The organism is Sphingomonas sp. DG1-23, assembly GCF_030730875.1.
In the GTDB taxonomy this organism is placed as follows: domain Bacteria; phylum Pseudomonadota; class Alphaproteobacteria; order Sphingomonadales; family Sphingomonadaceae; genus Sphingomonas.
In genome coordinates this window covers 246,457-268,024 of the sequence record NZ_JAVAMA010000004.1, presented here as the reverse complement: position 1 = coordinate 268,024, position 21,568 = coordinate 246,457, and the positions used below count along the sequence as shown (strand labels likewise).

General features: G+C 65.6%; 17 protein-coding genes. 6 read left to right on the top strand and 11 right to left on the bottom strand.

Going from position 1 to position 21,568, the window contains the following annotated elements:
* Positions 1-30: 30 nt before the first annotated feature.
* Together Q9Q95_RS08780 and Q9Q95_RS08775 are read right to left on the bottom strand one after the other, a co-directional pair.
* Positions 31-1,077 (bottom strand): LacI family DNA-binding transcriptional regulator, encoded by a 1,047-nt coding sequence (locus Q9Q95_RS08780; protein ID WP_306096051.1) that lies wholly within the window; start codon positions 1,075-1,077, stop codon positions 31-33.
* Positions 1,078-1,216: 139 nt separating this feature from the next.
* On the bottom strand, positions 1,217-1,597 hold the full coding sequence (locus tag Q9Q95_RS08775; protein ID WP_306096050.1) for a hypothetical protein: 381 nt from the start codon (positions 1,595-1,597) through the stop codon (positions 1,217-1,219).
* 302 nt (positions 1,598-1,899) lie between these two features.
* Between Q9Q95_RS08775 and Q9Q95_RS08770 the strand changes: the two genes are divergently transcribed.
* Positions 1,900-2,064: a DUF899 family protein gene (locus tag Q9Q95_RS08770; RefSeq protein ID WP_306096048.1), complete on the top strand. Its 165-nt coding sequence runs from the start codon at positions 1,900-1,902 to the stop codon at positions 2,062-2,064.
* A 97-nt stretch (positions 2,065-2,161) separates the two neighbouring features.
* Here Q9Q95_RS08770 and Q9Q95_RS08765 read toward each other — a convergent pair whose 3' ends face one another.
* Positions 2,162-5,080 (bottom strand): TonB-dependent receptor domain-containing protein, encoded by a 2,919-nt coding sequence (locus Q9Q95_RS08765; protein ID WP_306096047.1) that lies wholly within the window; start codon positions 5,078-5,080, stop codon positions 2,162-2,164.
* A gap of 308 nt (positions 5,081-5,388) precedes the next feature.
* Between Q9Q95_RS08765 and Q9Q95_RS08760 the strand changes: the two genes are divergently transcribed.
* On the top strand, positions 5,389-8,127 hold the full coding sequence (locus Q9Q95_RS08760; RefSeq protein ID WP_306096045.1) for a TonB-dependent receptor: 2,739 nt from the start codon (positions 5,389-5,391) through the stop codon (positions 8,125-8,127).
* An 88-nt stretch (positions 8,128-8,215) separates the two neighbouring features.
* Here the strand turns inward: Q9Q95_RS08760 and Q9Q95_RS08755 are convergent, their stop codons facing one another.
* The 5 genes from Q9Q95_RS08755 to Q9Q95_RS08735 all read right to left on the bottom strand — a co-directional run bounded on the left by Q9Q95_RS08755 (position 8,216) and on the right by Q9Q95_RS08735 (position 13,849).
* Positions 8,216-9,727 carry a glycoside hydrolase family 27 protein gene (locus Q9Q95_RS08755; RefSeq protein WP_306096043.1) on the bottom strand — a complete coding sequence of 504 codons (1,512 nt, stop codon included), beginning with the start codon at positions 9,725-9,727 and terminating at the stop codon, positions 8,216-8,218.
* A 48-nt stretch (positions 9,728-9,775) separates the two neighbouring features.
* Entirely contained in the window at positions 9,776-11,191 is a 1,416-nt protein-coding gene (locus Q9Q95_RS08750) for an amino acid permease (protein ID WP_306096042.1), read from the bottom strand.
* 24 nt (positions 11,192-11,215) lie between these two features.
* Positions 11,216-11,866 carry a GntR family transcriptional regulator gene (locus Q9Q95_RS08745; RefSeq protein ID WP_306096041.1) on the bottom strand — a complete coding sequence of 217 codons (651 nt, stop codon included), beginning with the start codon at positions 11,864-11,866 and terminating at the stop codon, positions 11,216-11,218.
* A gap of 61 nt (positions 11,867-11,927) precedes the next feature.
* Positions 11,928-12,926 carry a 4-hydroxyproline epimerase gene (locus Q9Q95_RS08740; RefSeq protein ID WP_306096040.1) on the bottom strand — a complete coding sequence of 333 codons (999 nt, stop codon included), beginning with the start codon at positions 12,924-12,926 and terminating at the stop codon, positions 11,928-11,930.
* Between the two features lie 8 nt (positions 12,927-12,934).
* A complete protein-coding gene (locus Q9Q95_RS08735; protein WP_306096038.1) occupies positions 12,935-13,849 on the bottom strand; it encodes a dihydrodipicolinate synthase family protein in 915 nt (304 codons plus the stop codon).
* A 71-nt stretch (positions 13,850-13,920) separates the two neighbouring features.
* On the opposite strand from Q9Q95_RS08735, the gene Q9Q95_RS08730 reads away from it, so the two are divergent.
* From Q9Q95_RS08730 to Q9Q95_RS08715, 4 genes are read left to right on the top strand one after another with little or no spacing between them, the layout of a single operon-like run.
* Positions 13,921-15,150: an FAD-binding oxidoreductase gene (locus Q9Q95_RS08730; protein ID WP_306096036.1), complete on the top strand. Its 1,230-nt coding sequence runs from the start codon at positions 13,921-13,923 to the stop codon at positions 15,148-15,150.
* A complete protein-coding gene (locus tag Q9Q95_RS08725; RefSeq protein ID WP_306096034.1) occupies positions 15,147-16,325 on the top strand; it encodes a Xaa-Pro peptidase family protein in 1,179 nt (392 codons plus the stop codon). Before Q9Q95_RS08730 ends, Q9Q95_RS08725 begins: the two co-directional genes overlap by 4 nt.
* Positions 16,322-16,711, top strand: a complete 390-nt coding sequence (locus Q9Q95_RS08720; RefSeq protein WP_306096033.1) for a hypothetical protein — start codon at positions 16,322-16,324, stop codon at positions 16,709-16,711. Before Q9Q95_RS08725 ends, Q9Q95_RS08720 begins: the two co-directional genes overlap by 4 nt.
* Before the next feature lie 35 nt (positions 16,712-16,746).
* Positions 16,747-17,196, top strand: a complete 450-nt coding sequence (locus Q9Q95_RS08715) for a hypothetical protein (protein ID WP_306096031.1) — start codon at positions 16,747-16,749, stop codon at positions 17,194-17,196.
* A gap of 33 nt (positions 17,197-17,229) precedes the next feature.
* Here the strand turns inward: Q9Q95_RS08715 and Q9Q95_RS08710 are convergent, their stop codons facing one another.
* From Q9Q95_RS08710 to Q9Q95_RS08700, 3 genes are read right to left on the bottom strand one after another with little or no spacing between them, the layout of a single operon-like run.
* Positions 17,230-18,786: a family 43 glycosylhydrolase gene (locus Q9Q95_RS08710; protein WP_306096030.1), complete on the bottom strand. Its 1,557-nt coding sequence runs from the start codon at positions 18,784-18,786 to the stop codon at positions 17,230-17,232.
* 2 nt (positions 18,787-18,788) lie between these two features.
* On the bottom strand, positions 18,789-20,552 hold the full coding sequence (locus Q9Q95_RS08705; protein ID WP_371876720.1) for a DUF885 family protein: 1,764 nt from the start codon (positions 20,550-20,552) through the stop codon (positions 18,789-18,791).
* 2 nt (positions 20,553-20,554) lie between these two features.
* Positions 20,555-21,550, bottom strand: a complete 996-nt coding sequence (locus Q9Q95_RS08700) for an Ldh family oxidoreductase (RefSeq protein WP_306096354.1) — start codon at positions 21,548-21,550, stop codon at positions 20,555-20,557.
* Positions 21,551-21,568: the final 18 nt, after the last annotated feature.

Genomic DNA, 21,568 nt, shown 5'->3' with positions numbered 1-21,568 from the left:
CAATTTTGTATCGTCAGATGGCCGCTCGCGTCAATGGCGCCGTGAATCTGTCGCCTGGACGTTCGGCGCGGAGGCCGAATCACGGATGACCAGCCGGTGCTCGACGGCCTCGAACGCCGGGGCCAACGCCGCGCCGCGCCCCACCGACTCGACCAGAAGCTCCACCGCGCGCCCGGCGATCGCGCGAACGGGCTGGTGAACGGTGGTCAAGGGTGGCCAGGTGTGCGCGGAGATCGGAGCATCGTCGAAGCCGACTATCGACAACTCGGTCGGGACCGCGAGCCGCATGCGGTGCGCCGCGAACAGCGCCCCCACCGCCATATCGTCATTGGCGCAGACGATCGCGCTGATCCCGTCGCCGGAATCGAGCAGTCGCTGGGTGCAGATAACGCCGGCGCGGAAGGTGAAATCGCCCCGCGCGGTAGCAACGGCATCTTCCGACATCCCGACTTCGCGAAGTGCGCGGACGAAGCCGGCATAGCGGAGTTCGGCGGACCGATGCCCTTCGATTCCGAGCACATAGCCGAGCCGACGATGCCCGAGCGACAGCATGTACGCCCCCATCGCATGCCCCGCCGCTTCCTCGTCGAGCCCGACGCCGGCGAGCAGCCCGCGCACCTCGTCCCCCGGCGCGACGCAGACTGCGGGATAGCCGAATTCGACCAGCCGCTTCGCCAGCGCGACATCGTCGGACATCGGCGGCGTGAGGATCGCGCCCGCGCAGCGTCCCGAGGCGAGCAACTCGATCAATTTGTCCGAACGACGCGGGTCATCGGTGAACAGGCTCAGCGTCGAGAGTTCGAACCCCGCCGCGGCCGCGGCGCGCAACGCGCCGAGCTCGAGCGCCGAATCATAGTAGGAATTGGGTTCGGCATCGGGATTGGTGCAGTGGACGAGCACCAGAGTCTTGCTGATCTTGCTGGCGAGGCCTCGCGCCTGCGGATTGACTCGATAATCGAGCGCGGCAACTGCCTGCATGACGCGTTCGCGCACCGCCCCGCGCACATTGGCGTGATTGCTGAGCACGCGCGAAACCGTGGCGCGCGCCACGCCGGCAAGCGCCGCGACGTCGTCCATCGTGGGCTGAGTCGCGCTCGCGGGATCGGGATGTCTTCCCTCGCCGCCACGCCCGGTTTTGGAATGTGACCCCATTTGGTTGCCGGCTTGGCGGGGCAACCGTGGCGCTGTCAAGCGAGCGGGTGACACGTGTATGCGATCAATCGCCCGTCCGCAGCGTCCGGCGTACCGTCGCCACGAAGGCGAAGGTGAAGAGCAGATGGGCGATCAGGAACAGCTTGGCGATCTCGCGCGCCTCGCCGCTGATCACGCCCCAGACATCGTTTGCCGCGACCGCCCCGAAACCGACCAGGTTCGCCAGCAGCACCGTCCGCAGGGTGAAGGGCTCGGCACTCCGCGAGAGCCAGTTCAGCACCGCTATGCCGAGGAACGGCCCACCGAGCAGGCGCAACAATGCCAGAAGCTCCGGTGCCGCATCCGCCGGCACTGCGCCGCGACCGAACTGCAGCGGAAAGAACGTCAGTGCGAGGCCGACAGCAGCGAGATAGAGGCTGGACAGAGCAAGCGTCAGTTTCGTCATGACGTGACCTCCCGGCGCGCGATCCTGAACTATTGTGCCACGTTTCGGGGCCGGCGCACCACTCGCATCTTGCCGCTCTTGCCGCCGCCGCAAAACAGGAGATCGCCGCCATCGGATTCGATCCCGGACACGCCGATGCCCGCGGGCATATCGAGCCGCGTCAGTATCTGGCCCGTAGCCGGGTCGATCCCCGCAAATTACGACTTCGGCGTATCGTTCACCGCCAAGGACCGCGAAGCGGGCCGCGCAACCTATAATTACGGCCTGACCAGGATCCAGCCCAGCGCCGACATGTTCGGACTGTGTTCGCGAACGACGATGCGGGCAGCATCTTCCACAGCTACTCGACCTATCACCGCGGCACCGAGCAGCTGATGGGTGCATTCAACTGGCTCGATCTCACGCCCAAGGGACGCAACGAAACCGGCGGCACGATGAGCTGGGTCCGGCTACACGACGAATATTGAAGCGGAACCCGACCCGCGCCCGAAACTCGAACGGCAGCCTTTCAGCGATCTGAAAGGCTGCCGTTCCGTTTGCGCGACGACCATTGGCCGGAAGAGATCAGAACTCCGCGTTCATGCCGATGAAGAAGGTGCGGCCCGCCACGTCATAAGTGCCGGGATAGGTGTTGCCGTTGCCGAAGCTGTACAGCAGGCCCTGCGCGATCGCCGGCGGATCCTTGTCGAGCAGATTGTTCACGCCGGCGCGGAAGGTGATGCCCCCTTCGACCTTCGCGGTGAGCGCCAGATCGAAATAGCTGTACGCCGGCAGGCTCGCGTTGAGGACATAGGCCGGACCGGTGAGGAACGGATCGTCGGTGTTGTTGGTCAGCTTGGTCCCGCCGATATAGCGCCAGTTGAGCGAAACCGACGCGATGTCGGTGGTATCCGACCAGCTGAGCCGCGCCTGGTGCCGCCACTTGGGACTCGGCTGGCCGCAGGTCGGGCCGAACAATCCGACGCAATCATAGCTGCCGAGGCCGGGCAGCGGCTCGTTGCGGAGTTCCTTGAGCCACGTGCCGATGAAGGACAGGCTGAACCCGCCGACTCCGGTGTCGATCGCATAATTGGCGCCCACATCGACGCCCGAGGTCTTGAGCGAGCCGGTGTTCTGGGTAGTCGAGATGACATAGCCCTGTTCGCCGAACAGCACGCCGTTGCGCGGATCGCGGTGGAACAGCGAGCAGAAGAACGGATCGCCGGTCTCGATGCACTGGCTGATCGTCAACGACGCGGGGATCGACGAGATATAGTCGCGCACCTTGATGTCGAAATAGTCGACCGACAGCGAGAAGCGCTTCAGGAAACTCGGCGCAAGAACGACGCCGACGGTATAGGTGTCGGCCTGTTCGGGCCGCAGCGCCGGATTGCCGCCGCCCTGCGCGACGCAGACTTCGCTGGGGCATTCGATGATGTGGCCATATTGCGCCGCGGTGACGCCGGTCGCTGCGCATTGCGCAGCGGTGGCGCTGGGGGTCGCGCCCGAGCACGGATCCTGCGCGGAGATGTTGCCGAGCCCCTGCGCCGCGAACAGCTCGGAGATATTGGGTGCGCGGATCGCGCGGTTGTAGCCGGCGCGGAAGCGGATGTCGCGGATCGGCGCCCAAGCGATCTCGCCCTTGTAGGTCGAGATGCCGTCGTCGCGCGTGCTGTATTTCGAGTAACGATAGCCGCCGGTCAGCGTCAGCTCCTCGGCGAAGGGACGGTTCTCGAACACGGGGACGCGGATCTCGGTGAAGAACTCGGTCACGTCGAAGGCGCCGCGGCTCTCGAGCGTGCCCTTTTGCCGGGCCAGCGCATCTGCATGAAACACCAGGCTCTCGCGGCGATGCTCCACGCCGAACACCACGCCGACGCCCTGATCGGCCCATGGGCTCTTCACGCCGTAACTGGTGAGATCGGCAGTGAGCGTGCCGCTGAGCACCGTCTCCTTGTCCATTCCGCGGGTGAAGGTCGGCGAATAGATATAATCGAGCGACTCGGCCGACAGCCCGCCATATTGGAAGACGTTGAGCGGCACGCAATTGGCATCCGTGCCGTCGACCACCGACTTGCAGGTCGGCACCCCGCCGACGTTGACGACCTGGAGCCCGCGATTGGCGCGCACCGGATCGATGTCGTTCTGGTAGTTCTCGTTGAACAGCACGCGCGAGAACAGGCCGTTGACGTCGTAGCTGATTCCGGGTGCGATCTCGCCGCGAATGCCGCCGGTGACGCGGAAGTCGGTGTGGCGCAGATCGTCGCGACGCGGTCGCGCGGGCGCTGCCACCGGACGGTATCCGATGAACAGGTCCTGCGACGCGGCGGTGCCATAGGCGCCCCCGCACAGCAATTGCCCCTGCTGCGCGCTGAGCAGCGGGTTGTCGCAATTGACCGTGTAGGTCGTCCCCTGGAACAATGCCGAGGGGGCGACCTGCGAATTGGTGCGGTCGTCCATGAACATGAAGCTGGCATAGACTTCCGCGGCCGGATCGGCTTCGAAGCGCGCGAAGGCGCCTGCCGAATAGCGCTTGTCGTTGCGCTGGAAATAGACGAGCGGCGCATAATTGTAGCGGAAGCTGCTATTGTACGGGACCCAGGTCTTGGCACCGTCGCGGGTGTTGTTGAACGCGACCCCGGCATTCGGCCCGCCCAGCGGCTGGAACAGCCCGAATTCGTTGTTCGAGGAACCACCGCAAGTGAACGTCGTGTTGTTCTGCGCCGGATCGAGCGCGCACGCCGACACGTCGCGATTGGCCTGGGTGATCGGCTGGACCTCGCGATAGCCGAAATAGGCCATGATGTTGCCGCGCCCGTCCGCAAAGCTCTTGCCGACGGCGATGTTGGCGTCGAAGCGCTGCCCGTCGATCGGCGAGGACAAAGCGTTCTGATAGCCGCTGGCGGTCACCAGGCTGCGGCGTGCCTGATCGTCGTTGTGATGATTCGAGAAGCCGTATTGGACGTCGGCCAGCACGCCGTTCAGATCCTTGCGCAGGATGAAATTGACCACACCCGAGATCGCGTCCGAACCATAGACCGCCGAGGCGCCGCCGGTGACCACATCGACGCGCTCGACGAGGAACGACGGCAGGAAATTCACGTCCGTGGCCTGGATCGGCAGCATGCGCTGCCCGTCGACGAGGATCAGGTTCCGGTTGCTGCCGAGATTGCGCAGGTTGATCCGCGCGGTGCCGTCGGAACCGTTGGATACGTTCTCGTTGGCGTCAGGGGTGATCTGGGGGAGCCGATTGAGCACATTCTCGATGTTGGTCGCACCCTGAAGGCGGATCTCGGCCGAATCGACCGCGGTGATCGGACTGTTGCTGACGAGACCCGGTTGCTGGATGCGCGTGCCGGTCACGAGGATTTCGGGCTGCGCTGAATCCTGGGCGGAGCCGCCGTCCTCGGATGCGGACGGGACCGTCTGTGCGGCGGCCGACGAAGCGGCGACCAAAGCCGCTGCCAGAGCAGTCCCTACGAGCAATGCACGATGCTTCCTCATATTCTCCGTCCCCTTGATATATTTCATATCGTGTACGGTATACAATGTCAGCGAATGAGATGTTTTGCAACGGCCTTGTAACGAGCCAGACACAGCGCGCCGGTGATCGCATCACCAAGGCTCCACACGCCGTTGCCGGTTGCTGAGAACGATCAGCACTCTGGCGGTATCGGCAGATCAGTTTCTCGCTTCATCGCCTCGTCCCACGCCGCCGAGCGAGGTGTGTTTCAATCTCTTGACAGGGGCGATAGCTGTCATATGGTATACATTATATAGTATAGCCGATAACGGCAGAGGGGGAGACAGACATGAGCATTCGGGTTCGCAACGGATATCGGAATGTCGCACGCGTTCTGGCGCTGGCGACGGTCTCGGCAAGCGCGCTGAGCGCAACGCCTGCGATGGCGCAGGAAACTGCGCCGGCGGAAATAGCGGAGGCCAGCGGCGATGCCGCACAGGAACGGCCCGAGGACATTCTCGTCGTCGGTATCCGCGGCAGCATCTCCTCGGCCGCCGACAAGAAGCGCAATTCGAAGCAGATCGTCGATTCGGTTGTTTCGGAGGATGTCGGCAAGCTCCCCGACAACAATGTTCCCGAAGCGCTGGCGCGCGTTACTGGCGTCCAGATCGACCGCGCCCGCGGCCAGGGCCAAGGCATCACCATCCGCGGCCTCAGCGAGATCCAGACGACGATCAACGGCAATCAGACCAATCTCGGCGAGGGCCGCTCGCTCAACCTCGCCGACATCCCGGCGGAACTGCTCAAGTCGGTCGACGTCTACAAGACGCGCAGCGCCGATCAGGTCGAAGGCGGCATCGCCGGCACGGTGAATATCGAGCTGCGCCGTCCGCTCGACCTGAAAAAGGGCCTCACCCTCGCGGGCAGCGTGCGCGGAGTCTATGACGACATCGCCGAGAAGGTCAGCCCCTATGCCAGCATCCTGGTGGGCGACCGCTTCGAGACCGGGATCGGCGAGATCGGCTTCCTCGTCAACGCGTCGTGGAGCAAGACCAATTATCTCGAGACCTATATCGAGAGCGAATCGCCCTCAGTCCCCTGCTGCTCGGTACTGGACTCGATGCCGGCGAACCTGCGCAACGTCGTGATCCCCTATCGCGCGTATTACGGCACCGAGAGCGGCTACAGCGAGCGGCCTTCGATCAACATCGTCGGCCAGTGGCGTGCGAACGACAATCTCGATTTCGTGCTGGAGGGGGGATATCTCGGCTCGCGTGAGCGACGCACCATCGATCGCATGTATGTCCAGGCCCGGGAGCCCGGCTCGACGATCAGCAACGTCGTCGTCGGCGAGGACGGCCGCACGATCCGCTCGCTGACCGAGAACAATCCGAACGGCGTTCCCGCCGGCTTCGAGAGCATGTTGAACGTGTTCGACAATGATCTCTACACCAGCAATTTCGAGGCGCATTGGCGCAGCGAGCGCGCGCAGATCAACGCCGCCGTCCAGTATAATTGGTCGGATTCGAATGATTACAACGTCCAGCAGATCCTGCGCCTGCGTAACCAGACCTCGGTCAATGTCGATTTCGATTCCGATGACTATCCCCGCGGCGTGCCACGGATCGACTTCGGCGCGACCGACCTCGGCAACATCGCCAATTACGGCGTCGACCGCTTCCAGGATCGTGTCGGCAAGTCGCACAACAAGGAACTGGCCGGACAGGTCGATCTGACGCTCAAGCTCAGCGATGCTTCGTTCCTCCGCTCGCTGAAGATCGGCACGCGCTACAACAAGCGCGATACCAGTCGCTATTACGGCTATCGCGACGGCTTCCCACGCATCGGCGGCCAGATGGCGCCGCTCTCGAGTTTCCCTGGCGCCGATCAGGCGTCGCAAGTCTCGGCGACGATCGGCAATGGCGGCGCGTCGTGGTTCCGGGTTCCCGGCTCGGTGCTGCTCGATAATATCGAAGCGATCCGCAACTACATCCAGACCAACGATCCCGGCAACGCGGCACGCTTCGCCAGCGAATTGCCGCTCGGCGATCTCGGCCAGACCTGGGACTCGGTCGAGAACATCTTCTCGACCTATGCGCAGGTTGATTACGCGTTCGACATGGGCTTCCCCGTCGATGGTATTGTCGGCGTGCGCTACACCAACACCTGGGGCGCCATCGAGAGCTATAATTACCGGCCGACCAACGGCCCGGATATTATCGAGCGCTCCTATGGCCGGGGCAATTACGTCGACATATTGCCGACTGCCACGGCGATCCTGCACTTCACTCCCAAGACCCAGTTGCGCCTGTCGTACAGCACCAACGTTCAGCGCCCGAACTTCTATAACACGCGGCCGTTCGCCTTCCTGGAAACGCGCGCCAACCCGGTGATCGTCTTCGCGGGCAATCCGGACCTCAAGGCGCAGGACGAGCAGAGCTTCAATGCCAGCCTCGAACATTATTTCGGCCGCGGCGGCCTCATCACGTTGGCGGGCTATTACAAGAAGGTCACCGGCTTCCTCTATTACAGCCGGGAGGAAGAAGACCTCGCGCCCTATGGCCTGCCCGGTATCGGGTTCGTCGAGCAGGAGCGCAATGCCGGCGACGGCACCTTCGCGGGCATCGAGTTCGCGGCGCAGAGCTTCTTCGATTTCCTCCCCGGTATCTGGCGCAATTTCGGCGCCAGCGTGAACGCCAGCTACATCGCCAAGGCGCGGATCGAATATCCCTATCCGGAGGATTTCCCCGGCGCGTTCGACTCGCCCAACACGTCCAAATGGACCGCCAATGCGGCGCTCTATTACGATACGCCGAGCTTCAGCGCACGCGTCGCCTACAATTACCGCTCGAGCTACCGGATGGGGATCTGGTTCGAGAATCCCGAATATTCACCTTATCAGGCGTCCACCCAGCGGCTCGATGCGGCAATCAACGTCACGCCCTACAAGTTCCTGACCCTGTCGCTCGAAGGCAGCAACCTGCTGGGCGACGATGTGTACCGTTACCATGGCCAGCAGGAACTGCTGCCGCTCGGCGTGCGCACGCTGGGCCGTACGGTACAGGCCAGCGCCCGCTTCCGTTTCTAGTAGAGCCACCCCGCTCTCAACCTTGGCGGGCCGCGGCGGATGCCGCGGCCCGCTTTTTCTTGGCACGCTGGAAGCGTTCGCCCTCCCTTTACGCGCCCTGGACGCGGAGCATCACCGCGCCGTGCGCCGGCACGTCGAAGGTCAGCACATCGGGCGCCACCGGCGCCGCGCGCCACAAGTCCCGCGCCGCAGTGATTGCGGCAAAGCCTGCATCCGCGGCCCGCGCTTCCATCCTGGCGCTGGCATCGCCGCGATTGAACAACGCCAACGCCACCGAGCCGTCGGCGAGCGCTTTGGACCAGATCTCCAGCTTCCCCTCCTTGCGCACCGCCTTGCCCTGGATGCCCTTCGAGTCCTGATCCACTGCGATCACCTCGCGATTCTCGAGCAGCGCCAGCATCGCGGGCGGCGTCTGGCGCAAGTCATGCCCCATCAGCAGCGGCGCGGCCGACATCGCCCACAGGGTCATGTGCGTGGTATATTCGTCCAGCGACATGCCGCCATTGCCGACTTCGAGCATGTCGGGGTCGTTGAATCCGTTGGGGCCGGCATATTCGGGCTTGCCGTTCTTGTCGAAGCCGATCTGCGCCATCGTCTTGTAATCGTCGGTGATGTCGCCGGTCGTGCGCCATAGCTGGCCGCCGACCTGGCGTCCCCATGCGCCGACATCGAACCGGCCATATTCGCATAAAGAGAAGATGATCGGGCGGCCGGTCGCCCGGAGCGCGGCGCCCATTTCGGCATAGCTGCGCTTCACCGTGTCCGCGTCGGCGTAGAAATACTCGCCCGAGCACAGATCGTATTTGAGATAGTCGAAGCCCCAATCGGCAAAGGTCTGCGCATCCTGCTGGACATGGCCGTAGCTGCCCTCGAACCCCGCGCAGGTGCGCGGTCCCTGCGAGCTGTAGATGCCGATCTTCAGGCCCTTGGAATGGACATAGTCGGCCAGCGCCTTCATGTCCGGAAACTTGGCGTTGGCCCGGATTTTGCCGTCAGGGCCACGAGTCCCCTGCCAGCCATCGTCGATGTTGACATAGAGGTAGCCGGCGTCGCGCAACCCGGTGGAAACCATCGCATCGGCCATCGCGCGGATCGTCGCGTCGTCGATCTTCTCGGCAAACTTGTTCCAGCTGCTCCAGCCCATCGGCGGAGTCGGCGCGAGCGGAAGCTGCTCGACTTCGGCCCAGGCGGGCAAGGTCTGGAAGCGGAACGCGCGCGCCTCGGCTTGCTTCACCGTGCCGCGGCGGCCGCTCGCGTCGATCTTCGAGAACCACATCTGCCCTTCGAGCTGCACGCCTTTGGGCGTGGAGCGCACGCGCCATGTGCGCGTCGGATGCTCGCGGTCGTTGAGATTGCGCACCTCGAAAGTGAGGACGCCCTTGTCGAGCCGCGCATTCTGCATCGTCACCGGGCCGTACCATTCGGTGGTCACCGCGCCGGTGATGCGTGTCCCCTCGCTGGCGACCTGCAGCATGGTGACGCCGGGATTGGGCCCGGCATCGTCGAACAGCCAGACGCCGTCGAAGCGGGTCTGCGCGAGCGCCTCACCCGGGGGAGTGAGCGATGTGGCGAGGGCAAGCGTAGTCAGCAGGTGTCGCACGGGGCTACTCCTTTTCGGTAGGGCGGGTACGGAACTCGAAAACTCAGGTCAGGCGGGCAGTGCCTGTTGCTTCACTTCGCTGTGCCGCCAGCCATAAGCAAAATAGACCGCCAGCCCGATCAGGTTCCACTCGATGAAGCGCAGGATCGTCGCTGACGGCAGGCTGAACAGCAAATACAGGCAGCCGAGGATCGCCAGCGTTCCGACCACATAAGGCGCGGGGCAACGGAACAGCCGCGGCGCATCGGGCGCGCGCCGCCGCAGCACCATCAGGCAGGCGCCGACCGCGACGAAGGCGAGCAGGGTTCCGGCATTTGCGAGCTCGGCGATCTCGTCGAGGCGGAAGAAGCCCGCGACCGCGGCGATCACGACGCCCGTGATCAGCGTGATCCGCGTCGGCGCGCCGGTGCGCGAACTCACCTTGGCGAGGCTGCGCGGCAGCAGTCCGTCGCGCGCCATTACGAAGAAGATCCGGCTCTGGCCGTACATCATGACGAGGATCACCGAGGGCAATGCGATCACCGCGGCCAGCGCGATCAGATGCCCGGCCGCCGGCTGGCCGAGCGTGCGCAGCACCAGCGCCAGCGGCTCGGCCGAATTGGCGAGCTGCTGATAGGGCAGTGCGCCCACCGCGGCGACCGCCACCAGCATGTAGATGATCGTGCAGACCAGCATCGAGCCGACGATGCCGATCGTCAGATCGCGGCCCGGGCGCTTGGCCTCCTCGGCCGACGTCGCGACGGCGTCGAAGCCGTAAAAGGCGAAGAAGACGATCGCCGCCGCGGCCATCACCCCGCGCTTCTCGCCGCCGACTTCCGTCGAGCCGAAGCCATAAGGCATGAAGGGTTCGAGGTTGCTGCCGTCGAACGCGGGAAGCGCGAAGGCGACGAACACGCCCAACGCAACGAGCTTGATGATGACGAGGAGGATGTTGAGCGTCGCACTCTCGCGGGTGCCGGCGACCAGCATCCCCATCACGCCCAGCGCGACGACCACCGCAGGAAGATTGATGATGCCGCCCGCATGCGGACCGGCGAGCAGCTCGGCCGGCAAATGCACGCCGGCGGCCTGCAGCCAGCCGACCAGATAGCCCGACCAGCCGACCGCAACGGTCGAGCAAGCGAGCGAATATTCGAGCACGAGGCTCCAGCCGACCACCCAGGCGACCTTCTCGCCCAGCGCGGCATAGCTGAAAGTGTAGGCGCTTCCCGCGGCGGGAATCATCGTCGCCAGTTCGGCATAAGCGAGCGCCGCGCAGGCGCAGACCGCGCCGGCGATCGCGAAGGCGAGAATCACCGCCGGCCCGGCGCGTTCGGCGCCGACGCCGGTCAGCGTGTAGATGCCGGTGCCGACGATCGCGCCGACTCCGAGTGCGATCAGATGCGGCCAACTGAGCGTCTTGGCGAGTGCATGGCCCTCCGCGTGCTTCGTGACTGAATCGAGCGACTTGCGCGGACCGAACATGCAGCTTCCCCCCGGTATTTTTGTCTAGGTCGTCGAACCGAATTGCTGACGAAGATCGTCGAGCGTGCCCTGAAGGTGCCCGGTCAGCAGCGCGGTCAGCTTGACGCCGTCGCGCGCCAGCCATGCGTCGAGCAAATCCTGATGTTCGTTGTGCGCCCGCGATTCGCGTCCTGCCGGCTGCAGATGTGCGACCACGTAGCGCTCGGCGAGGATCGACAACCGCTCGACCAATTGGGTGGTGAGAAGCCGGCCGCCGGGGCGCACCAGCGCCGTATGGAAATCGCGATTGCGCACCGCTACTTCGGCGAGGTTGCTGGTCGCGGCACCGTCGAGCTTCTCGAAAGCCTCGATCGCGGCGGCGTGATCCGCCTCGGTCGCGCGTTCGGCGGCGTAGACCGCGGCGGGCGGCTCGATCGCGAGCCGGAGCACATAGATTTCGTCGACCTGCCCCGCCGACATCGGCTGGACGAAATAGCCGCGATTGGCGTGGCTGGTCAGCAGCCCTTCGTGCTCGAGCCGCGCCAGCGCCTCGCGCAGCGGGATCTTGCTCACGCCGAGCTCGGTGGCGAGCGCATCCTGGCGGATCGGCAGATTATCGCGCAATTGTCCGGTCACGATCTGCTCGCGCACGATTTCGAAAACACGCTCGGCCAGCGTACGTACGACGATGCTCATGACCGTCTCTCCTGGAAGTGGAACCGCCTGTGTTCGAACGAACGGCGCGGAATCGGAAGCATTACTTGACCTGAAACCCTTCCCAGAATGAGTCAGCCCGATCAATCCAGATCGTGTTGAAGCCCGTTGCGATTGCGGATCCCTCCACCGAGGGGATGATCGCCGGCTGGTCGCCGAGGCGCGTCTCGGCCTCGACCCGGCCGATGAACCGGCTGCCGATATAGCTTTCGTGGACGAAGCGATCGCCGACCGCGAGCCTCCCCGCCGCGGCGAGATGCGCGAGCCGCGCCGAGGTGCCCGTCCCGCACGGGCTGCGATCGATCGCCTTGTCGCCATAGAATACGGCGTTGCGGCCATCCGCGCCGTCGCCCCTCGGCTTGTCGGCCCAGAGAATGTGGCTGACCCCGCGGATCGTCGGGTCGCGCGGGTGCACCGGCTCGAATTTCGCGCGCACTGCCTCGCGAATCCGTCCGCTGAGATCGATCAAACGCGACGCATCGAAATCGTCGAGCCCGGTATAATCGCCCTGCGGCTCGATGATCGCGTAATAATTGCCGCCATAAGCAACGTCGATCGACAGGGGGCCGATCCCTTCGGCATCGACCTGAATGCCGGTCGCCGCGACATAGGCCGGCACATTGGTGATCCGCACCGACGTGACCTTGTCGCCCTCGCGGGTATAGACGATGTCGATCGCTCCGGCCGGCACTTCGATCCGCAGCTTGCCCGGCTCGGCGGGCTGGATCAGCCCGTGCTCGAGCCCGAAGGTGACCATGCCGATCGTGCCATGGCCGCACATCGGCAGACAGCCCGAAGTCTCGATGAACAAGATGCCGATATCGGCATCGGGCTGCGTCGGCGGGTAGAGAAAACCGCCCGACATCATGTCGTGCCCGCGTGGCTCGAAGCACAGTCCGGTACGAATCCAGTCGAAGCGGGCAAGGAAGTCCTGCCGCCTCTCCGACATCGACGCGCCCTTGAGCAAAGGCGCACCGCCGGCGACGAGCCGGACCGGATTGCCGGCGGTGTGGCCGTCGATGCAGAAGAAGGTGTGCCGCATCTTGCGCGTCAGGCAGCCTGCGCGACGGTCAGAGTCGGTCGCGTCGCTGCGGCCTTCTCGACCATGGCGATCACCTCGGCGCGGCGCGCACCTTCCAGCGGATAGCGCGGCGGCAGAACCCGTTCGGAACCGCGGCCCATCACCTGCTCGGCGAGCTTGATCGACTGGACGAGGTCATGCTCGGCATCGAGATGGAGCAAAGGCATGAACCAGCGATAGATTTCGAGCGCCTTGGCATAGTCGCCGCGCTCGTACGCCGCGACGAGCTCGACCGATTCCTTGGGGAAGGCATTGGTGAGGCCCGACACCCAGCCCTGTGCGCCGAGGAAGAGCCCTTCCAGCGCCACGTCATCGAGCCCGGCGAACAGCACGTAGCGATCGCCGAAATCGTTGCGGAAATCGGTGAAACGGCGGGTGTCGGGTGCGGACTCCTTGACCGCCACGATGTTCTTCACCGGCTTGAGCGCCTCGAGAACCTCATTGTCGATCACCGAGCGATAGGCCGGCGGATTGTTGTAGAGCATGATCGGCAGCCCGGTCTTCTCGGCAACGCCCTTGAAATGCGCGACCATTTCGTGCGGCTTGGGCACATAGACCATCGGCGGCAGCAGCATCAGGCCGTCGGCGCCCGCTTTTTCGGCCGCCTGCGCATAGCGAACCGCGCGGCGCGTGTCATATTCGGATACGCCGGTGATCACCGGAACCCGGCCATTGACCACCTCGACGATTGCGGAGAGCACGCTGACCTTTTCACCGAAATCGAGCGAGTTGTTCTCGCCCACCGTGCCCAGCGCGATCACGCCGGTGACGCCGTCCCGGATCAAATCGTCCACTACGCGCTGCGTGTCGGCAAGGTCGATCGACAGATCCTCCCTCAGCTGAGTCGTCACTGCGGGAAAAACGCCCTTCCAACCGATCGTCATCTCGTACCCCGTTCTTGAAGTTGAATAACGTATACGATAATGGTTTTTGCGTTGCAATAGAGGATAAATGGTTGAGGCGGATAACGATCATCGGCGGCGGCGTGGTGGGCCTCTGCTGCGCGTCCGCGCTGTTGCGCGCAGGGAATGCCGTAACCGTACTGGAGTCCAGCGCGTCCGGTGATGCGGCATCGTGGGGGAATGCCGGACATATCGCAACCGAGCAGGTCGCGCCGCTGGCGTCGATGGCGAGCCTGCGATCGGCATGGGGCCGACGCTTTGCCGTGGGCGGTGCGCTCGACCTGCCGATGCATGGCATACGCGCATGGGCTCCGTTCGCGTTACGTTTGCTCTCTTCCGCCCGCCCCGATCGCTTTCGCGCCGGCAGCGATGCGTTGCGCGCCCTTCTTGCCGAAGCACTCCCCGCCTGGCAGCGCGCGTCCTGGGCGTCGGAGCTGGTGAAGACGGACGGACATTTGGTCGTGTGGGGCGAGGCGGGCAAGGCGACGGCCGGCAAAGCGGCCTGGGAGAGCGCCGATATCGGCACCGCGCACTTGGAAGAGGCGGCCCCGCAAGACATCGACCGGATACGGGCAGTGACCAGCGCGCCGATCGCGGGCGCGCTGCGCTTCAGCGGCACCGGCCAGATCAGCGACCTCCACCAGCTCGCCGCCGCGCTCGAACGGGACGTCGCCCGGCGAGGCGGGCAGATCCTGCGTGAGACGGGCGCTCTGATCGTGGAGCAAGGGCAAGCACGGATACCCGGTCACGATGCCGATCTCGTGCTCGTCGCCGCCGGCGTGCGCAGCAAGCCGTTGGTTGAGCGCGCCGGCCACCACGCCCCGATCGTCGCCGAGCGCGGCTATCATATCCGCGCCGCCGCGGACGACTGGCCGGCCGACCTGCCGCCGATCGTGTTCGAAGATCGCTCGATGATCGTGACGCGCTACGCCGACACCGTCCAGGCCGCGAGCTTCGTCGAACTTGCCAGCCCGGAGGCGCCGCCCGACCCGCGCAAATGGGAAAGGCTGGAGCATCATGTCGTCGAACTGGGGCTGCCGATGCGCCCGCCTTTTACGCGCTGGATGGGTGCCCGCCCCACCCTTCCCGACTATCTGCCGGCGATCGGCCGGTCGCGCCGCGCGACCAACCTGCTCTACGCCTTCGGACACCAGCATCTCGGCCTCACGCTCGCACCGCTCACCGCCGAACTGGTGGCCGCGCTCGCGGAGGATTCGAACCCCAACATTGATCTCACGCCGTTCGACCTCGAACGATTCGGCGGAAAAGGAGGACGCGCATGACCATCGGCGGCTCGACAATCGCAGCGGAGCTGGCTGCACTGGCACCATGGCCCACCCCCGTCCCGCAAATCGGCAGGAACGAGCGTAACGACCGGCTCGCGCGCGCGCGCGAGCGGCTGGCGGCGATCGGCGCCGATGCGCTGCTGGTCAATGCGGGGCCGAGCCTGCGCTATTTCACCGGCATCGCCTGGTCGCCGACCGAGCGGCTGGTGGCGATGCTGCTCCCGGCGAGCGGCAAGCCGCGGATTATCTGCCCCGCCTTCGAGCGCGGCTCGCTCGAGGCCGAGCTGGCGATCGATGCCGAACTGCTGCTGTGGGAAGAGGATGAGAGCCCGCTCGCGCTGATCGCCGATAGCCTTGCCGCCAATGCCGTGCTCGCGCTCGATCCGCTGTTGCCGTTCGCCTGGTCAGAGCCGCTGCGCGCATCGTTCCGGCCGGTCTCCGGCGCGCGGGTGATCGACGGGCTACGCATGGTGAAGTCCACGACCGAACTCGCGCTGATGCGACAGGCGAAGGCGATGACGCTCGACGTCCATCGCGCCGCCGCCCGAATCCTCGTCCCCGGCATCCGCGCGAGCGCAGTCAAGCGCTTCATCGACGATGCCCATCGGGCGCTGGGCGCCGCGGGATCGACCTTCTGCGCGGTGCAGTTCGGCACCGCCACCGCCTATCCGCACGGGCTGCCCGGCGACCAGCAGCTCGAGGAGGGCCAACTGGTGCTGATCGATACCGGATGCACCGTCGACGGCTACCATTCGGACATCACCCGGACCTACGCGTTCGGCCAGGTCGACGAAGACATCCGCACGCTCTGGGACCTGGAGAAGGAGGCTCAGGCCGCCGCCTTCGACGCGGTTGCACCGGGGGAACCGTGCGAGAGCGTCGACGCGGCGGCGCGTCGGGTGCTCGAACGCGCCGGACTCGGCCCCGATTATCGCCTGCCCGGCCTGCCACATCGCACCGGGCACGGCATCGGCCTCGCGATTCACGAGCCCGCTTATCTCGTCCGCGGCGACCGCACGCCGCTGGCCCCCGGCATGTGCTTTTCGAACGAGCCGATGATCGTCGTGCCCGAGCGCTTCGGCATCCGGCTCGAGGACCATATGTACGTGACCGAGACGGGGGCCGCATGGTTCACCGAGCCGCAGCATTCGCTCGATCGGCCCTTTGCATGAAGCGCGCGTCTTCCTTGCTGGTCGCCGCCGGCGCTCTTGCTTCCTGCGCGGGCAAGCCTGCACCGATCGGTGCGCCGCCGGCGGCGCTCAAGCTCGATCCATTCTACGTCAAATCGGTCGATGCGAACGGCATTCCGATCTCGTCGTCCGGGGCGGTGCCCGACGCGGCGCTGCAGGTCGCCCGGCGGATGATGGTGGCGATGGTCGCGCGCCGCCCCGACATCGGCCGCGAGCTGGTACGTGCCGGGCAGCGGGTGATGATCATGGGCGTGGACGAGCAGACGCTCGACGTGCCCGAGCAGCGCGACTGGAAGAAGCCCGCGATCGACGATCCGCGGCTCACCCGCTGCGAACGCAAGCCTACGACGAACGGATCGGCCGGCTGACCGACCGCGAATATTGGGGCAAGCGGGCGCGGGGCATGGGCGGGCTGCTGACGAGCGCCGCGACCGAGAATTTGCTCGCCATCCCCGGCACCAAATATTTTGGCGAGACGATCCTCGTCCACGAATTCTCGCACGCTATTCTCTACGCAGTGCAGGCGGTGGACCCGGCGCTCTACGCGCGGGTCGAACGCGCCTATGCCGCCGCGAAGGACAAGGGTCTGTGGGCCGGCGAATATGGCGCGATCACGGTCCAGGAATATTGGGCCGAGGGCACGCAATTCTGGTTCAATTCGAACAAGCTCGCAGTGGTGAACGAAGTCCGCATCCTCTCCGACAAGGATCTGGCGCGGCACGACCCCGCGCTCGCCGGGGTGCTGCGCGCGGTCTATGGCGACCGGCACCGGCTGCCGGGCGACCCCTTCTACAAGCATCCTGCAAGGGTGCCGCCTGGGCCGACCCCGAAGAGCACCGCAGAGATTTGCTGATTTCTCAAGCCCCTTCCCTGAAGGGGAGGGGTTTTAATTGGCTTCGCAAGCGGACGGTGCAGTTCCCCGCACGGGTTCAGGGATCCGCGCGGTCGGCGCGAGCACTTCCCATTCCTGCACACCGAGCCCCGCAACGCTGCCACCACTGCTCGACGCATTGAACACCGCACGCAGGCACCGCGTCGTCACCGTCGCGAAACGCACCTCCTGATACGCTCCAGGCACCGTGCCGTACCCGCCCACGTCCGACACCCGCTTCCACCCCCCGTCCCAATATTCGAGGTGCCACGCCGCGGGCGGCGCGACTCCGACCCCCGATCCGGCGGGCTGATCGGCGAAGAAGTAGATTCGTGAACCGTCGATCGCCACCGGCTTGTCCCAGCGATATTCGACCCAGGGCTGTTTCGGGTTGTTGCCGTTCCACGTGCCCCACATCTCGGGTGGCAACGGATTTTCGCGCACCTTGCCGTCGTTGAGCGCGGCGATCCAATATTGCACCGGTACCACGTTCGACGACGCCGCCGCGGCCGATCCGGCGATGTTGCGCGTCGGTCCCGGTGCCGGCTGCGGCGCGCGCGTGGGTACTACCGGCCGGATCGCCGCGGGGGTTATCGTATCATCCCATTCGAGCCGATCGATCGCGACGCTGCGGCGGAAATGCCCGCCCCCGACCGCGTCGGCTGTGTGATAGGCCATGTACCACTGGCCCTTGAACTCGACGATTCCGGCATGCGACGTGGTCGACGAGACCGGGCGCAGCGCGACGCCGCGATACTTCCATGGTCCCAGCGGCGAAGTCGCGGTGCCCCAAGCCTGGCAGGCATGATAGACCGCCGGAGTGCAATCGCTGCCGGGCCCGGCTTTGTTGCCGGCATAGAGCATGTAATAGGTGCCTTTGCGCTTGAGCACCCATGGCGCCTCGAAGAAGCCGGTAAGGCCCTCGATCCGCTTTTCCGGCCCTTTGGGGGTGATCATGTCGCCCTCGAGCTCCATGCCGAGCAAGCGTCCGAACGTGCCCCAATAGATGTAGACCCGGCCATCGTCGTCGAGCAGCACGGTCGGGTCGATATTCTGGATGTCGTTCGCCTCCGGCACCTTCTGCGAGATGATCGGTCCTGACGGATGCGCGTCTCTCCATGGTCCGCGCGGGCTGTCCGCCACCGCCACCCCGATCGCGAACTTGTCTTTCGCATCGCTGTCACGCTCGAGCACCGGGGCGTAGAAATAGAAGCGCCCATCCATGCCCTTGACGATCTGCCCGGCATAAGCGCGCGCGGGCTCGGCCCAGGCGAAGACATTTTCAGGGCGGATGAAACCGGGAATGCGCTGCCATTTGCGCGACGCGGGGTCTCTGGTCGCGAGCAGCTGCCATTCGGGCATGATGAAGTCGTTGACCTCGGGCGCGGCCTCGTCGCGTCCGGTCAGGATGTACAGCGTATCGCCATCGACCACGGGCGCGGGGTCGGTGGTGTAATTGCGGCCGTCGGCGAGGATCGGATTGCCCGGCGAGGTCACCGTCTCAGGCGCGTTCTGGGCACAGGCAGCCGCGGGCATCGCCAGCAATGCGGCGAGGGCAGGCAATCGAATCATCGTCATTCCTCGTCGGGATAGGGGCCCTTGCCGCCCTCGGCGATGAGCTGGTCGACGCGGCGGTCGATCTCGGGGATCGGCACCGATCCGAGCGCGAGCACCGCATCATGGAAAGCGCGGATGTTGAACCTCGCCCCCAGCGCCTTTTCGGCGCGCGCACGCGCGCGCAAGATCGCAAGCTCGCCGGTATAATAGCTCAGCGCCTGGCCCGGCCACGCGATGTAGCGATCGACCTCGGTCTCGATCTCGTGCTTCGCAAGCGCCGTATTGTCGAGCAGGAATTGCTGCGCCTGTTCGCGGGTCCAGCCCTTGGTGTGGATCCCGGTATCGACCACCAGCCGCGCCGCGCGCCACATCTGGTACGAGAGCATGCCGAACACCTCGTAGGGCGTCTCGTACATGCCCATCTCCTCGCCCAGCGCCTCGCAATAGAGCGCCCAGCCCTCGCCATAGACCGAGAGATAGGTGTCGCGGCGGAACGCCGGCAAATCCTTGTTCTCGGCCGCGAGCGGCATCTGGAAGGCGTGACCCGGCGCGCTTTCGTGCAACGTCAACGCGGGTAGCGAATAAAGCGGCCGTGCGGGCAGATTATAGGTATTGATCAGATACACGCCGGGCCCGCCGCGTCCGCCGGTGTAGAACGGCGCGATGTCGTCGGGCACCGGGATAACCGCGAAACGGCTGCGCGGCAGCCGGCCGAAATATTTCGAGGCCTTGCCGTCGAAGGTCTTGGCGATCCACGCACCGCGGTCGAGCAAAGCCTGCGGCGTCTTGGCGTAGAATTGCGGATCGGTGCGCAAGAACTTGAGGAAGGCGGCGAGGTCGCCCTTGAACCCCACCTGTCGCATCACTTCGTGCATCCGCGCGCGGATCTTGGCGACTTCAGCCAAACCGATGGCATGGACCTGCTCGGGCGTCTGATCGAGCGTGGTATATTCGGCAACCTTCGAGCGATAATAAGCCCGCCCATCGGGGAGGTCGTTCGCCGCGAGCGCGGTGCGGGCGCCGGGGATATATTCGTCGCGCAGGAAGCGCAGCAGCCTGGCATGGGCGGGCACCACCGCCTCGCGGATTGCCGCTTCACCCTCGGCGCGCAGTTTCGCCTGCGTTTCCGCCGGCATGCCCGCGGGGAATTTGGCAAAGGGCGCGAAGAACGGCGAATCCGCGGGCGTCTTCGCTTCGGCGACCTTGGCGACACCGGCGTCGCGGCCCTGCAGCGTGATCCGCGACGGCGTAAAGCCCCGCTTCAGCCCGGCGCGCATATTGACGATCTGCTGGTCGAAATAGCGCGGGATGTCGCGTAGCGTCGCGATGTAGCGGCGATAATCCTCCTCGCGGACGAAATCGTCGCGCGCCGATCCGGCAAGGTCGCCCCAGAAGCTCGAATCGGCGTTGAGCGGCTTCTCGTAATCGCGATATTTCTGTTCGTTGAGCAGAGCCTCGATCTGGCCCTTGTAGACCGCGTAATTCACGCGCTCGGCGGGCGAGAGCCGCGCGGGCTCGATCTTGTTCAACGCAGCCAGTGTCGCGGTCCAGCGCGCGAGCCGCTCGGCCTGGGCGGCCGGGCCGACATCGGGCAACCCCGGCTTCTGGTCCTTGGGGCTGTCCTCGTTGGGCGCCTGCTGGCGCTGCCGCCACGCATATTCCTCGGTATAGAGCTTGCGCAGTTGCGCATCGGGCCCGGATGCCGGCGCGCCCGCATGCGTCGCAGTCGTCAGCGTCGCCACCCCTGCGAGCAAAATCGCCACCTTGTGCCAAGCCTGCACGTTTAACCTCCGATCGCCATGATGTCCGCATAGAGCGCCGCCGGGATCGTCACGCCCCGTGCAAGGCTCTGCTTCCGCGCGGCATAGCGCCGCTGCGATGGCAGCCGTGCGCCCTGCCCTTCGATCGCCCCGAACATCGCTTCGGCGCGTGCGAGATGGGCCTGCACCGCATCGCCGAGAAACCCCGCCGGATCGATCGCGAGGATCAACTCGCCTCCGATCGGCGAGCCGCCGCGCGCGCCATCCGCCGCGATGGATTCCATGCTGGTCATGTCGGCGATCAGCGGTCCGGCGAGCAATTCGACCATCGCCGCCAGCGCCGAGCCTTTGTGGCCGCCGAAGGTGCGCATCGCGCCGTTCAGCACTGCCTCGGCATCGGTCGTGGCGCGGCCCTCGGCATCATAGCCCCAATCTCCCGGGACAGCCCGACCTTCGCGGCGGTGCAACTCGATCTCGCCGCGCGCGACCGCGCTGGTCGCGAAATCGAAGACGAACGGATCGCGGCCGGGGCGCGGCCAGCCGAACGCGATCGGATTGGTGCCGAACACCGGCTTCGTGCCACCGGCGGGCGCAACCCAGGCGTGGCTGGGGGTGAAGGCCAATGCGACCAGCCCCTGCCCGGCCAGCGCCTCGACCTCGGGCCACAGCGCGGCAAAGTGAACGACGTTGTTGAGCGCCAGTGCTGCGATGCCGTTGGCGCGCGCCTTTTCCACCAACAACGGCATGCCGCGCTCGAAAGCGAGCTGCGCGAAGCCGCCCCTGCCATCGACCCGCACCAATCCCGCCCTGGGCTCGGAGACCTGCGGCACGGCATCGGGCACGACCACCCCGGCGCGGATGCTGCGATCGGCGACGAGCAGGCGATAGATTCCGTGGCTGGCGCAACCGTCGCGCTCGCCCGAGACCATCGTCTCGGCCACCGCATCGGCATGATCCCCGGCCAGCTCTGCCGCGCGCAGCTTCGCCCGGGCGAGTTCGCGCAATTCGTCGAGCGTCATCGCGACGCCGGGCCCGGC